General features: G+C 30.7%; 12 protein-coding genes and 1 riboswitch. Of the genes, 3 read left to right on the forward strand and 9 right to left on the reverse strand.

The window, feature by feature from the left end:
- Positions 1-44 precede the first annotated feature (44 nt).
- The 8 genes from NXS15_RS02610 to hisS all read right to left on the reverse strand — a co-directional run bounded on the left by NXS15_RS02610 (position 45) and on the right by hisS (position 11543).
- The gene (locus NXS15_RS02610) at positions 45-278 is read right to left on the reverse strand and encodes a DUF2188 domain-containing protein (protein ID WP_259290309.1); all 234 of its coding nucleotides are present in this window, start codon (positions 276-278) and stop codon (positions 45-47) included.
- Positions 279-430: 152 nt separating this feature from the next.
- Positions 431-919: a hypothetical protein gene (locus tag NXS15_RS02615; RefSeq protein ID WP_259290310.1), complete on the reverse strand. Its 489-nt coding sequence runs from the start codon at positions 917-919 to the stop codon at positions 431-433.
- A complete protein-coding gene (locus tag NXS15_RS02620; RefSeq protein WP_259290311.1) occupies positions 912-3401 on the reverse strand; it encodes an ATP-binding cassette domain-containing protein in 2490 nt (829 codons plus the stop codon). The genes NXS15_RS02615 and NXS15_RS02620 overlap by 8 nt, the downstream gene beginning before the upstream one ends.
- On the reverse strand, positions 3385-4488 hold the full coding sequence (locus tag NXS15_RS02625) for an ABC transporter ATP-binding protein (protein ID WP_259290312.1): 1104 nt from the start codon (positions 4486-4488) through the stop codon (positions 3385-3387). Before NXS15_RS02625 ends, NXS15_RS02620 begins: the two co-directional genes overlap by 17 nt.
- Before the next feature lie 7 nt (positions 4489-4495).
- A complete protein-coding gene (locus NXS15_RS02630) occupies positions 4496-5758 on the reverse strand; it encodes an ABC transporter permease (RefSeq protein ID WP_259290313.1) in 1263 nt (420 codons plus the stop codon).
- On the reverse strand, positions 5751-6803 hold the full coding sequence (locus tag NXS15_RS02635; protein ID WP_259290314.1) for an ABC transporter permease: 1053 nt from the start codon (positions 6801-6803) through the stop codon (positions 5751-5753). Before NXS15_RS02635 ends, NXS15_RS02630 begins: the two co-directional genes overlap by 8 nt.
- Positions 6803-9628 carry an OppA family ABC transporter substrate-binding lipoprotein gene (locus NXS15_RS02640; protein ID WP_259290315.1) on the reverse strand — a complete coding sequence of 942 codons (2826 nt, stop codon included), beginning with the start codon at positions 9626-9628 and terminating at the stop codon, positions 6803-6805. The genes NXS15_RS02635 and NXS15_RS02640 overlap by 1 nt, the downstream gene beginning before the upstream one ends.
- A gap of 134 nt (positions 9629-9762) precedes the next feature.
- Positions 9763-9930: riboswitch (Lysine riboswitch) on the reverse strand.
- Positions 9931-10232: 302 nt separating this feature from the next.
- Positions 10233-11543, reverse strand: coding sequence for a histidine--tRNA ligase (gene hisS, locus NXS15_RS02645; protein WP_259290316.1), 1311 nt, complete (start codon positions 11541-11543; stop codon positions 10233-10235).
- Between the two features lie 186 nt (positions 11544-11729).
- On the opposite strand from hisS, the gene NXS15_RS02650 reads away from it, so the two are divergent.
- The 3 genes from NXS15_RS02650 to NXS15_RS02660 all read left to right on the forward strand — a co-directional run bounded on the left by NXS15_RS02650 (position 11730) and on the right by NXS15_RS02660 (position 13852).
- On the forward strand, positions 11730-13118 hold the full coding sequence (locus tag NXS15_RS02650; RefSeq protein WP_259290317.1) for an APC family permease: 1389 nt from the start codon (positions 11730-11732) through the stop codon (positions 13116-13118).
- 23 nt (positions 13119-13141) lie between these two features.
- On the forward strand, positions 13142-13420 hold the full coding sequence (locus NXS15_RS02655; protein ID WP_259290318.1) for a hypothetical protein: 279 nt from the start codon (positions 13142-13144) through the stop codon (positions 13418-13420).
- 105 nt (positions 13421-13525) lie between these two features.
- Positions 13526-13852, forward strand: a complete 327-nt coding sequence (locus NXS15_RS02660; protein ID WP_259290319.1) for an HNH endonuclease domain-containing protein — start codon at positions 13526-13528, stop codon at positions 13850-13852.
- Positions 13853-13880: 28 nt separating this feature from the next.
- On the opposite strand, the gene msrB is transcribed toward NXS15_RS02660, so the two are convergent.
- Positions 13881-14810: a peptide-methionine (R)-S-oxide reductase MsrB gene (gene msrB / locus NXS15_RS02665; protein ID WP_259290320.1), complete on the reverse strand. Its 930-nt coding sequence runs from the start codon at positions 14808-14810 to the stop codon at positions 13881-13883.
- Positions 14811-14814: the final 4 nt, after the last annotated feature.

The following is a 14814-nucleotide window of genomic DNA, read 5'->3' on the forward strand; positions in this document are numbered from 1 at the left end:
CTTTACTTACGAAAATAAATAAAAATATAGTAGACACTATATTTCTATTTCTTTTTCTTATTACTAATACTATCTCTTACTTGTCCAGTTTTACGATGAATAATTACTGAACCATTACGTTTTTTAGTTAGTTCATTTGAGTAAGCAATAGCTTCTTTTTGAGTGTCAAATAATTTAGTTGGTCTAGTGTTGCCAACACCTTTAACTTGTCATTTTCCGTTGTATGGAGTAACATGATAAACAGTCGCTAGTTTGTCTTTTTTTATTTCTTCAGCCATAATTTCCTTTCCTTTGTATATATATAATTTTATAAAAAATGCAATAAAACCATTGAAAATAGTTCAAAAAATCAATAAATGCTTATGTTTTTCGTCAACAAATCTATTTATTAATTTTTTGCGTAAAAAATAGGTCAATAAAGACCTAAATTTTACGCAAAGATAAGAATAATTGCAATCACAAGACTTATGATTCCTAATGCAACTAGTATTCAGTAAATAAGATTATTTTTTTTGGTTAAATTCGCTGTTTCTTGCCGTTGTTGCAACTCTTTTAATTCTTCATTCAGTACTTTTAATTCAATTCTTTCTTCGCTTGATATTGAGTTATTCGTATTGATTTTAGAAATGCGTCTTAATAATTTTGATTTAGTTTTATTTTGGTGAATTTTAGTTATCCCTGAACCTAAACCAGAACGAACTGAAATTAAAATTACACCGTAAGCCAAGTATCACACACCCATACCCATCAGAGAATCACTGGCAATGTATTGAGCTTGGTTTTGAGTATTGGCATATCTTTTATTAAGTACTAAATAAGTAATGGCACCAGCCAAAATAGCCACACCAATCAGTAAAATAACAAAGAAATGTATTAATCGTTTAAGAGTAAATGAGTCTTTAAAATATTGTTTAATCATTGTTTAAATATGCTCACTTAAATGCGTGCTTATTCGCTTCCAATTTGTTGGCTTGAGAATTAGCATTAATTTTATTTGCTTTTAAGTTTAATGGTTTAGCTCATTGTGATGTTTGTTCGTATGTTCCATAAACAAAATGCTCGTCTTCAACTTGATATAGTTCAGGAACATTTGGATATTCTTGTCCTTTGAAATAATCAAGTTCAAAACTAATATTTTCAAATTTCTCATTAGCGTTAGAAATTTTCGGAATTGCTTTAAATAGGTTAATTGTGTATGGATGCACTGGTTTTTCATACACTTTTTGTGTTGAACCAGATTCCACAATTTTTCCGTAGTGCATAATTTCAACACGATCGGCAATGTATTCAATCATTGAAAGGTCGTGAGCAATAAAGATCATTCCGATATTCTTTTTCTCACATAAGTCTTTTAATAAGTTGACAACTTGTGCTTGAATTGAAATATCCAGTGAAGCAATCGGTTCATCGGCAACGATAACTTTAGGTTGGGTAATTAAAGCACGAGCAATAACAATTCTTTGACGTTGTCCACCACTAAATTCGTGTGGATAACGATATGCAAATTGTTTCAATAAACCAACATCTTCTAGTGATTTGTAAATAGTTGTTTTTATCAATAAGTTTTTGATCAATATTTTAGCAATTATATTACCCGAAATAAATTTGATGAATTTAACAGAATTGAAATCTACTGCCCGAGAATTGTTGATTCCTAATAGGATCTTAATTGCATTAACATCTTTATTTAAGTATTTAGCTTCAATTTGGAACGATTTTAATGTTAAAAGTTTATTTTTTACTTTTGAAATGTATAAATTGATCATTTTGTTGTGTTCAAACAACTTCATTTTCAATGAATTTGTTTCTGGAGATTTGGCTTTTTTTGCTTCTTTATAAGCTTGCTTCATTTCTAAACCTTTTTGTTTTAGATATTGAATAAATTGTTTATGAGCATTATCAATACCAGTATTAGTTAAGTCTTGCAAACCTTTTAAGAATTTGTATTCTTCATTAGCTTGTTCGATTTTTAAGTCTAATTCAGCTATACGTTCTTTGTGTTTGATTATATATTCATCAATCATCTCTTGATTGAATTTTTTTGCTTTTTCGTACGCTAATCTCGCTTGTTCAATATCTTCTTTAGAAGCATATTTTTTATTTGGCGAGCTAATTGTTGAGTTTTGTTTAATTTTTGTTTCTAATTCGTTGATTTTTGTGTGATAATCATTGATATTTTTTGCATTCAATGCAATAAAATCATCAAAATTAAAGTTGAACTTTTCTTCAATAACATTAGTAATTTCTTTTTTAATTTTAGGAGAATATTCAATATTTGAAAGATGGTCAGAGAAGAAATTTTTGGTATATTCTTGCAACTTAGCAATCGCTGCACGAGCTTGTGAATAATGAAGATATCTTAATTGATGCTTCATTGATTTTGTTACTTTATTCATTTTTTTACTTAGAAGCTCGTTTTTAATATTATGAGTATATGTATTCAGTTTTGTTGAAATTATTTTTGAATTACGGTATATTTTTGCATCTTTTTTAAATTCAACAATAAAGTTATTGAATGTGTTAACATTTGTTGCTTTTTCATCTTTTTTATTTTTGATGATATCTTTAATTTCACGCTGTCAAACTTTGATTTTTTGTGCTGAATTATATTGTCTTAAAGTCATTTTTGACAGTTTAATTGTTTTAAAATAATGATCTCTAGCTGCTTTTAATTCGCTTTCATCAATATCCAAATTCATATTTCTAAAATCACTTTGTTTTTCGAAATAAAAATTCATCAATTCATCAGTGTTTTGATACAAATTATTAACTATTAAACTTTCCATATTTTGTTTTTCTTCTAAATATGAAAAGTACGAGTTGAAGTTATCTTCAGCAGAAAGATTATCATCTATTTTTCATTCTTTAACTTTTTCTGCTCATGAGTGGAAAAAGTCATGGGCTAAGGTATTAATTGATAATAAATTTTGTAGTCGTAATTGTTTGTATTTTTCTTGGAACGAATAAAAGTAATTTTCTTTGATTTCAACTCAATCCTTAAAAATATCTTTAATTTGATTTTTAATAATTCCGTTAACAATTAAAGGTTCTTTTAAAGTTGAATAAATATTTTTTTGTCCATTTAACGAAGCATGTGGGTCTTGAAAAATCATTTGAATGTTTTTACGTAAGAATTTAGTTTGCGCTCGTGAAATTCTTTTGCCACTGATAACTTTGCCATCCAACATGACAAAGCCATTAAAATCATCGTAAAGACGCAATAATGAACGCCCTACTGTCGTTTTACCTGAACCAGATTCACCAATTAAACCAACAATTTCACCTTCATGTAAATTAAAGCTGACATTATTTACCGCTTTATTGATTACATTACCGTTGGTAAAATATTTTTTTAAACCTTGTATTTCTAAAATTTGTTTAGAATTACTTTTCTTCATCATTTTCAAATACCTTTCTAAAACTGTCAATTCTTAATTGTAAATCTTGAGGTAATTCAACCTTAGGCGCATCAGGGTGCAATAATCATGTTGCTGCTGCGTGGCGTTTTGAAACAGGCAACATTGGTGGTTCTTTGTAAAAATCAATTTCAAGTGCATAATCATTACGAGGAGCAAACGGATCGCCTAACGGTAAATTCGCCATGTCTGGCGGAGTTCCTTTAATCGAATATAGGCGATGTTGTTTGTTTTCTGGAATCGCAGAAATCAGTGCTCACGTGTAAGGATGGCGTGGATCAGTAAAAATATCTTTTCTACTGCCCCGCTCAACTATTCTTCCTGCATACATAACGTAAATGTAATCACAGAACTTGGCAACAACACTAATGTTGTGGCTAATTAAAATAATTGAAATATTCATTGTTTGCCGTATTCTTTCAAATAATGCCAACACTGATGCTTGCACCGTTGGGTCTAGGGCAGTAGTTGGTTCATCGGCAATAATTAATTTTGGTTTTAGAGCAACAACCATTGTTATAACAACTCTTTGTTTCATACCACCCGACAATGTGTGAGGGTAAGAATCAAAAACTGCTTCGGCGTTTCTAATGCCAAATTCATCCAGCAAGGAAACTAAATAGTTTCTTTTTTGTAAGTATGTTTTTCCTTCTCATTCTTTGTTTAGATTTAAAGCATCTAACAGTTGTTTTCCAATTTTACGAGTAGGATTAAGCGAGGTCAGTGGATCTTGTGGAATATAGCCAATATATGAACCCCTGATTGCTTGTCATTGTGAATTTTTTTTGATTTTTGTTAAATCTAGGTCATCAATTTGCATTTTATCGGCTGCGAATTGAGCCCCTTCATTAACATTAATTAGAGATTTTGAAGTTACAGATTTACCTGACCCAGACTCGCCAACTAGTCCAATAATTTCACCACGTTTAATTTTAAGATCTAAGCCACGAACAATTCGAATAAAATTTTTGCGACCGTTTTTAAAATCAACTCTTAAATTTTCTACTTCCAATAGTGTATCGTCTGCTAAGGGAGTAGTTTTAATTGAGTTTAAAATATTTTCTTTGTTCATGAATCTCCTATCTTTTGACTTTTATGACTTTAGGATCAAGGGCATCGTGTAACCCAATTGCGGTGAATTGTAAACTAATTGAAATTCCTAATAGAATTAAGGCAGGTAATATTAATAATCAAACATTTCCTTTTGAAGCTTCTAGGTTGTCAAGCATAAATTTACCTAAATTAGCTGAATCATTGTCTTTGAAAAATCCTAAGAATGCTAATGAAGCAATTGATAAAATTACCGAAGGAATTCTTCTTACATAACTCATTGCAATTTTTCCCAAAATTGCTGGTAAAGCATGTAAAAATATTTGTCTTGTTTCACTAGCACCAATACTTTTGGCAGCCATGATATATTCTTCATCTTTAACAGTGATGATAAATAATCTAGTAACGCCGATTGGTCCAGTTCAACCAACGAATAATAAACCACCAATCAATACTCATGGGTTTGTTCCCCAAATTGTAACAAATAGTAATAATCAAATAATTGAAGGCGGCGATGTGAAAATCTCAATTAAACGCATCATAAATGTGTCTAGTCATTTACCGGCGTTGAAACCTAAATAAGCTCCAACAAAGACACCGATAATGATTTCGACAGTTGCCACAAAGAATGCGACTCAAAGTGATTCTAAAGTTCCTTTTCAAACACTGGTTCAAATATCAGCACCTAAAGCATTAGTTCCTAAAAATGTTTTTAATTTAGGAATTGAAGCAATAATGCCAGCAATATCTGCCGTTGCTAGCGAAGCACGACCATGTTCTTTGGTATATTCGATTAATTTTGCTTGTAACTGTGCTCCGTCAAAATATAAATAAGCATTATATTTAACAACTTTACCTGGGATTATAAAATGTGAATTAGCTGCATAAGGACTTAAATATTTATAGTATTCAAAATTAGGGTTTTGTCATTTTTGTAAGTTACGTATAACCCCAATATCAGTTGTTTCTTTAAACGGGTCAAATATTGGAGGCAATGACTGAAAGTTTGCAACTTTTTGGTCATTTGGTAAATTTGCGTCAATTGGTTTCACTGCTGGATATTGTGAAAATGTTGTAACAAATACTGAAGTAAGAATAATTGCAATAAAGACAATGAAAGCAATTACAACTACAGGATTGGTAAAAAATCTTTTAATTATTTCTAGCAATAATACCTTGGGTTTACCACCAATATTGTTGCTAATTTTTTCATCTTTAGACAACTTTAATTTAGAGATTAAATCAGCACTAATTCTATATTTTTGATTGAATTCTGTTGAATTTTTACTCATTTTTCTCTCCTTTCAGTTGTGCTTGATATTCTAATTTACGTAATTTGTAAGCTCGGAAAATCATTGATAAAGTAATTCCGCTACTTGCTTGGTATTTAATTCTTGGGTCGATTAACGGATAGGAAATATCCACAATAATTTGAGTAAATAAACCTAGTGCTGTGAAGAAAAAGACGTTAAACATGACAACATTTATTTCTCCGGCAGGGAATGAGTTAGCAATAATAGTTGCCGATCCAGGGATAAATCAGAATTTTTCAACAATAATCGAACCTGATAAAAGAATTAAATAAGAAGGAATAATGATAGTTGCTAACGGAATTGAAATATTTCTGAAAACATATTTTCTAAATATTTCACCATCACCTAAACCTTTGGTTTTGGCGATTAAAACATAATTTGAAGTTAGCACAGTTACAACTTGATTACGTGCGTATAATGTGTAACCTGCTAAAGAACCCAGACTAACTACAGTGATTGCTGGAATAATAGATTTAATAGTTGCTAGTCATCCTCCACCGATTTCGTTAGGAGAGATGAATCTAATATCAAAACCTGCTTTTTGGAATATATTTAGGGCAATAGGTGCAAGAATAAAACTTGGAACAGCAATAAAAACAAATACAAAACCATTAATTACGTTGTCAACTCACGTTCCTCGTTTATATCCGCCAATAATGCCAATAATTACTCCCAATGAAGAAGAAATAATAAACGAAGGCAATGAAACTAGCATACTTCAACCTAATGGTTCGAAGAATAATTGTGGAATGGTTTTGAAACCACCACTTTGAATATAAATTGGTCCAAAATTACCTTGGAAGAAATTTTTAAAATATGTACCAATTTTTACAATAATCGGAATCGAATTATATTCTTCCGATTTTGCGAGTAGTATTTCTCTTTTGTGTTGATCGTTTTCGCTAATTAAAGCTATTTCAAAAGGGTTTTTTATAAATAAAACGATTAAGGTATACGAAAATATTAGAACTATAAATAATGTAAGAATGGCCAGAGCCATTCTTTTTGATAGATATTTAAACATTATTTATCAGTGTTTTGAAGTACTTTCGTATCACTATATCATTCTTCTTCTGCACCAACAAATGGAAATACATAGTTAGGGTTAATTAACACTGGACTAAAACCTTCTAATGAAATTAATTTTGATCTACCAACTGAATTTCCGATAAACAATACCAACTCTTTTGCTAGATCTATATTTTGTTGATTTGTCAATGTTTTTGTGTATGTTGTAAAGAATCTCGATGTCAATGTTGTAAGATCAACATCAGTGTCTTTGATATCTGTATTTTCAACTAATTTTTGAGTAGCTTCATCATATTTATAATGTGATAATGAGTTTGATATTTTATCTAATTCAGATAAAGTTAGATTTCTAAATTTGTCTAAGCCAATTGATAATGTAAAGACATTATTGTTTAGTTGTTCTTGGACTCATTTGTTAAATTCTTGACTTAATTTGAATATAGCAGGGAAAGCAGCTTTAAATTTATTTTGGTTATCTTTTGCGCTTTGGCTAGCGTCTTGCGGTAATTCTTGACCTAGCATTATTGATGGGATTGCAAAGTTGTATAAGTTCGCTAATCCATCAACACCTGAACCCATTGAGTTAACATCATAACCTCAACCACCGATTTTATATGGCGATCTACCGTACACGTGTTGATTGTAGAATAGTGCGGCTTGTTCGGCAGTGTAAATTGTTGTAGTTAATTCTAAACGAGGGTCTAATTCTTTGAATAAATCAGGTAATTGATTGTAAATTAGTTGCATTTTTTGTGGGGATCAGTTAACGTATCTGAATGTAAGTTGTCATTTAACTTTTTCGTCAGCACCTACATTGTTTGCGTCTAGGAATTTTTTCATTTCAGCTTTAATTTTTTCAAATTCTGGTGATTTTAGTTTATCTAAATCACTACCAGCTATCAATCAATTATCAGCAAATTCTTGTGGTGTTGTGTAATTAGCTTTAGTGTAGTTACTGTTTAAATATGATATAGAGTTAACATCTTGGTAAACATCACGTAATGTTTTAGTTTGTGAATTAATTTGGTCACTTCCACCAATGTTTGCATCGGGCGCAAGACCGGCAATATACATTTTTGATTTTCCGTCAGTAACAAATGATGCGACATGGTCATAGTTAACAGCGGCACTAATTAGAGATCTGAATATTACACCGTTACCTGAGAACAAGTTGTAAATATCGTCACCTTTGAATTGTGATTTAACCATTTCTTCAACAGTTTTGCCATATACTAATCTCGAAAAAGTATCATTATATGAAATTGAATCGACAATTGCTTTTAGAGTTGCAGGGTTGTTCAAAGAATCACTTTCAATATCAGTTACTGCTGGAAGTAAATTTCATCCTTGAGTTGATAAAATTGATGATTTATTTAAAGATTGCGAATAATTAACACCAAAATTTTGTGGCGCTTTAATAACTTCTGTTTGTTGGGCTGTTGGAATGGTTGAGTATGATAATCTTGAAATTCTACCTCTTTTAAAGTCGTCTCAAAGAACAGCTGAGAATTGTTGATCATCACCTTGACCTTTGTATCTTAAAACAAATTGTTTTACGGCAGTTGGTGAATTAACTCATTTTTGATCAACATAGTGTTTATTTTGTAGTCATTTTTCTTCTTGGGTCGATTTATCATATCCACCATAGTAGAATGCACCTGCGTATAGATTATATTTGTCATTTATACCGTATCAGTACACACCAGCTCTTGAAAGAATATTGTCACGTGGAATTGCACTAATTTTTTCCATTGAAAATGTTGCTGCATTTTCTGTTGAAAATGGTTCTAGAGTAGGCAAACCATCTTTGGCTTTATCGGCAATATATTGACTTGGAGCAGCAGCAAAATCTTGGCTAGTAGCAAGGTTTTCAATTAAAGCGCTAAAATCGGCTGAATCTTTCCCCGATAGTTTGTGGAAAGTAAGTTTTCCATCTTGAACAGTTTCATTTTCATCATCTAATTTATTGGCGTCAACTTCGAATAGTCCGTATAGATACAAGTTAGGATATCTCATTTGCTCGCTGAAATAATTAGAACCAGAACTTAAAATTCCAGTTATTAATTGGTCCAATTCTGTAACATTTACATCAGTTCCATTAGCAACTTTTTTACGTTCGGCAACTCCTAAAAGTCTAGTTCTCATTCATGAGATGTAGAAGTCACTTGCCACAACATTATATTTGGTTTCATTACCGTTATTGTCAACTCATTTAACATTATCTTTGATTTCAAATTGTAATTTTGTTGATTTAGCTAAAGTATCAAAGAATTTTTTAGAGTTAATACTACGGTCATCATTTGAAAAACCTTGATATACAGCAAAACTATAATTACCATTTGTTGGTTGTTCAGTCAATACCGCATCATCTTTGTCAAATTCAACTACTTCTCCGTCAACAGTTGTAACAATAATTTTTGAAGCTAATTCAAGTTTATATCTTCAAACTGATGGTTTTTTAATTTGATAAGATACCGCACCGGTGTTAGGGTCAGCTGTCTCTAAAATTTCTGCTTTATCAGTTGTAGATTTTCTAATTAATAAGGCTGCATTTTGGTCTTCCGGTTGTTGTTGTCATGAACCATATGCATTAGATGAATCTTGAGAAAATTCTCTTGGGATATATGTCGAGTTCACTCCGCTACGAATTACACCTTGTTTTACATATTCGCTATCTGTGGCTACACCTTGAGTGTTTTGAACTCCATTTGTACCATTATTTTGGTTACCAGTATTACCACAAGCAACAACTGCTAACGGCGTCGCAAGAGTCGTAGTTAATGGTAATAATCATAATTTTGATTTTAATTTAAATTTCACGTTTCCTCTCATTCTCAATAAGAATATTGAATTTATTATTATTTCATTGTACGTTATGTTTTATTGCTTTTTAAAAATAAAAATGTAAGACCTTAGCCCCAGTCTCACAAAATAATAAAACTATTTATTACAATGTAGACTATAGCGCCAATGGAAAATTCCAAAGAACAACAAACTGTTATGAATTGTTGCCATCATAATATTGTGCCCAATATTACAATTCGGCCTTCTTATCCTTTCACCAGTTTCTTCGCATACCTGCTCGACTAATTACTTTTATATAAGGCTCCTCTATAGTATCTTATCTAAAAAAGCAGGTTTTTTCCTATATACCTGCTTGGATTTAAATTTTTAAATTTCACTCAGGTATTAACTAAAAAATAGAAATAGTTCAAATTGCTATTTCATTCATAAAGTAAATACGTTTTACTGAGTAATTTCTTAACATAACACGTTTATTATAAACATATTTCCTTAAAAACAAAAACTTTTTAAACTTTTAGCTTTTTAATGTGAAAAAATATGAAAGTCATTGCAACGGCATTTAAAATAAATAAAAACATCATAGTCAAACTACGATGTCAATATTAATAAAAGTAAATAATTAATCAATCAAAAGTTCTAAATCTTCAATCGCTTTAAGACCGTTTTCGGCTAGAAAATCTAATAAATCAACAAAACCTTCTTCGCTTAAATTAAAGTAAATTTTATCTTCGTTTTGAATATTTTTAACTAAGATTAACTCATTATTATCAAATTTATCATTGAAAATAACAAATTTGGAATTTAATCTTTTGGCTTTATCGAATATTTTTTTGCTCTTAGATATCTCTTTTAAAAATTCAATTTTCACACCGTAATTTCTCAATTCGTTCGCTAGTGTGAATAATTCTGTTTGCATTTTTTCATCAGTTGAAGCAACTACGATATCAACAACTTCAACATCATCTTGGGTAATTTCTAATTCTTCATCCATAATGATTTGTGCCACACGATCAACTCCAAAACCTCAACCACTAGCTCCTAATTTTGGTCCGTCTAATTCTTTAATTAAATTAGAATATCTACCGCCACCAATTAGTGTTGATTGTGCTCCGGCACTTTGTGCAGTAGAAACAAACTCATAAACTGTCTCATCGTAGTAGTCTAAACCTCTAACAAGTGAATAATCAACTTGGTAATTAACGCCACTTTGGTCTAAAATTTTCAATAATTGATTGAATTGTTGATTGCTTTTGTCAGAAAGGTAATTTTTGATTTTTGGTGCTTTTTTAACGAAATCTTTTTGTGAGTCAACTTTATCATCTAGTATACGCAATACATTGTTTTCAATTCTTTCTTGTGAGTCAATACTCAATTGATCTTTGTATTGTAAAAAATACTCTTTTAGATCTGCTTGATATTTTTGTCTCGATTCAAAGTCACCAATTGAATTAATTTTTAAAATAAAACTTAAACCTAATGTTTGCAAAATTGAGTGGGCTAACACAATCAACTCTGCATCAACATACGGATTTGTCTCTCCTATTACTTCGACTCCGGCTTGGTAAAATTGTCTTTGGCGACCTTTTTGCGGTTGTTCATAGCGAAACATTTGGCCAAAATAACCAAATTTAGGAGTTTTTAAAGTTGCATATCATTTATTTTCAATTAGTGCTCTAACAAAACCAGCAGTCCCTTCGGGACGTAAAGCTATTTCACGATCACCTTTATCTTTAAACTCATACATTTCTTTTTTAACAATATCACTACCCGCAACTGAACGTTTATATAGCTGCGAATATTCAATTATAGGTGTATCGATTAAGCTAAAATTAAAACTTCTAATCGTTTTGGTAAAAATATTACGAATAAATTCTTGTAAATTCATTTCGGCTGGCGATAGATCTCTGGTGCCTTTAATCTTATTTATCATAATTACCTCATTTCATATGTAATAAATTCTATTATACTCTATAAATTTAGATTTTTTTGCGTATTTTACAACGTTCTTTTTGACATATTGCTTTAAAAAATAGTTGTATTAGTAAAATCTATGTAATTAATAAATACAATGTTGCTTAATTGAATGTGTTATAATTTCTTTTCATTAGGAGGATACATGAAACACGACAAGCAATCAGAGAGTTTTAAAAACTTACCGAGGAAAAAGAAAATCGGTTTCTTCTCCTCAATGTTGATTGTAATGGGAAGTTCCATTGGTGCCGGTATCTTTTTTAAATCAGATGAAGTTTTAAGAAACTCCCGAGGAAATTTAATTTTATCAATCGTTTGTTGAATTTTAGCTGCTTTTGCAGTTATTTCGATGGCCATTGCTTTAGCAGAAGTTGCTAGCGTAAAAAAAGATAATATGTCTTTAGTGGGGTGAAATCAAATTTTTAATTCCAGATGAGTTTACAACGCTTCAAAGAATTTTATGATTTATTTAACTTTGCCACTTACTTTTTTCTACATGCCCGTTTATACAATTCAGGTTTTACAAGACGGAATTGGTGCAATAACAGACAAGCCGGCTCTCACTTTTGGGACCAGTCATGATTGACTAATTTGATTACTAATCACAACTTTGATGGGACTTTATTTATTGCTTGTGCCTGGATTGGTATCTAAAATTGGTAACATTCATAACACTATAGTTTTAGCAATAAAATTTATTCCGCTAGTGTTTATCATTGTTGTTGGTTTCATATTAGCTTTTAACGGCAAAGGTGGTGTTGACACGGTCAAAATAACAACTTTCAATACGAACTACTCAATAAAACTGGGTGATAGTTTCATTCAGTATTCAGCATCCGCTGGTTTTATTGGTGTATTTTTATCAATTGGAGCTATCTTTTTTGCCTATGATGGTTTCTATATTGCAGCGGGAATGCAGTCAGAAATGAAAAAACCGGAAAAAACCACTTTAGCTCTTTCGTTAGGATTGATTATTATCACAATTCTTTATATTGCTATTGCAGTGGCAATGTCAATCAATGGTGGTTCATTTTCAAACATGCGAAACTATATCCAGAACTTGTTCGGTTTAAAACCTGGAAAAATAATTTTTGGAGCAATCAATATTGCTATTGCAATTGGTGTATTTGGCGTAATCAATGCCTTTTCTATGTGAATGCCTCGTTTTATTGAAACACTAATTAAAAAAGGCGAAATGCCATTATGAAACAAATTTATTCATAAATTAAATCCGCATCGTCCTACTATTGGTGTTATTTATTCAATAATTATTGGGGTAGGAGCAAATATAATTTTTACTTTAATTGGTTCTTTATTGTATATTCCTACAAATTCTAATTACCTAAAATATAGTAATGATTCATTATGGAGCATGGCTAGACTCTATTCATTTACCGATTTAATTGCTAATTGAATTACTGTTTTTAGTTTTGTTTTTATTGCTTTAGCAATCATTGGTGCTATAAAAAATAGAAAGACAGGCAAAATAGCAATCAAAAATCCGAAAAGAATTTCTTGTTTTTTGGTTATATAACTGTAATATTTGTTTCACTTGCAATGTTGGCTCAAATTCTAGTACCAATTGTTGATCTTATTACTACATTTAAATTTGATATTCAATATTACGTATCAGTAAAAAATGTGTCATTAGAAATTGCTAAACAAGAGTTTACTAGTTTAATTGTTGGACGAGCAATGTTAGTTGTTGTTTTAGTAATCTTTCATGTCTTGGTTTTTGCAGTTTCGCCAATTGAAGATATGATTCATAAAAAGCAATATGGTTCAGTCGAAAAATACAATCAATACCGCAGTAAAATGTTGTCAAAATATGAATAATGTCGATAAATTTACTCACACATATTGATTATTTTCGGAAAGGAAAGCTATTTTCTTTTATTTTTTTTTTTTTTTTTACAATAGATATTGGAAAGGAGGTAATCAATGTTAAAAAGAGAACAAGTTTGATTGAACTATTTTGGAAATGCTTCATCAGGATATGATTATGCTGGTCGCCAAATTTTTCGCAATCGAAATGACTGAAATATTGAACACGTAAACCCATTGAGAAGCGATGCATACTCAAATTTAATACCAGCTCATAAGGAATCTAATTCTGCAAAAGCAAATAACAGCTCTTGAAATGACAATGGTTATAATTTTCAATTTTTTGGTCAAGATGGTGATTATAAATATGGAATTAAAAGAAAAAAAGTTGGTCAAGGCAATGATTCTTGAAAAATTGTTACACCAAAATATTTTAAAAAATAGACACAAGAAAATTTAGTGTCTATTTTTATTATTTAACGAATTTTTTAAATTCGCTGTAACCTCTTTCGTCCATTTGTTCGAGCGGAATAAATTCTAAAGCAGCTCCGTTAATACAATATCTCATGCCGCCCATATCTTTAGGTCCATCGTTGAACACATGTCCTAAATGGTTGTTGCCTTCGCCCGAACGAACCTCAATTCGCAGCATTCTGTGCGAAGTGTCATCCAAATAATGAACGCTTTCTTTTTCAATCGGTTTTGAGAATGAAGGTCATCCACAGCCAGAATCAAATTTATCATCAGAAGAAAATAAAGCCTCGCCTGTGATTTTTTCTACATAGATACCTTTTCTATATTCATTATTTAAAGAAGATGTGTGTGGATACTCTGTTGCTGATTTTTTCAAAACATCATAACTTAACTGATCTAGTTTTAGTTCATTTCTGACTTGTTTAATAATTTTATTTTCATGTTCATTCAATTTGTAGTCAACATTTAAATTAACATGACAATATCCGTTAGGATTTTTTTCTAAATAGTCTTGGTGGTAATCTTCAGCATTTATAAAATGTCTTAGTTTTTCTAACTCAACATAGAATTTTGAGTATTTATCCTTTAAATACTCAAATAATTTAGCGATAATTTTATGATCATTTTCATTTTCAAAATAAACACCAGTACGATATTGAGTACCAATATCGTTACCTTGTTTATTCAGTGATTGTGGGTCAATTAATCTAAATAAATGCATCACTAATTCCTCAACTGATACTTTTTCGTCATCATAATCAACCTTAACTGTTTCTGCGTGCATTGAAGATTTTAATTCACGGTAGTTAGCTTTGTCATTTAAGCCGTTTGCATAACCTGATACAGAATCTAAAACTCCATTCACTCTTGCAAAATAGGCTTCAACGCCTCAAAAACATCCACCGGCCAAATAAATAGTCTTTTTCATTTTC

This window comes from Mycoplasma sp. CSL7475-4 (assembly GCF_024834065.1).
Lineage (GTDB): Bacteria > Bacillota_I > Bacilli_A > Mycoplasmatales > Metamycoplasmataceae > Mycoplasmopsis.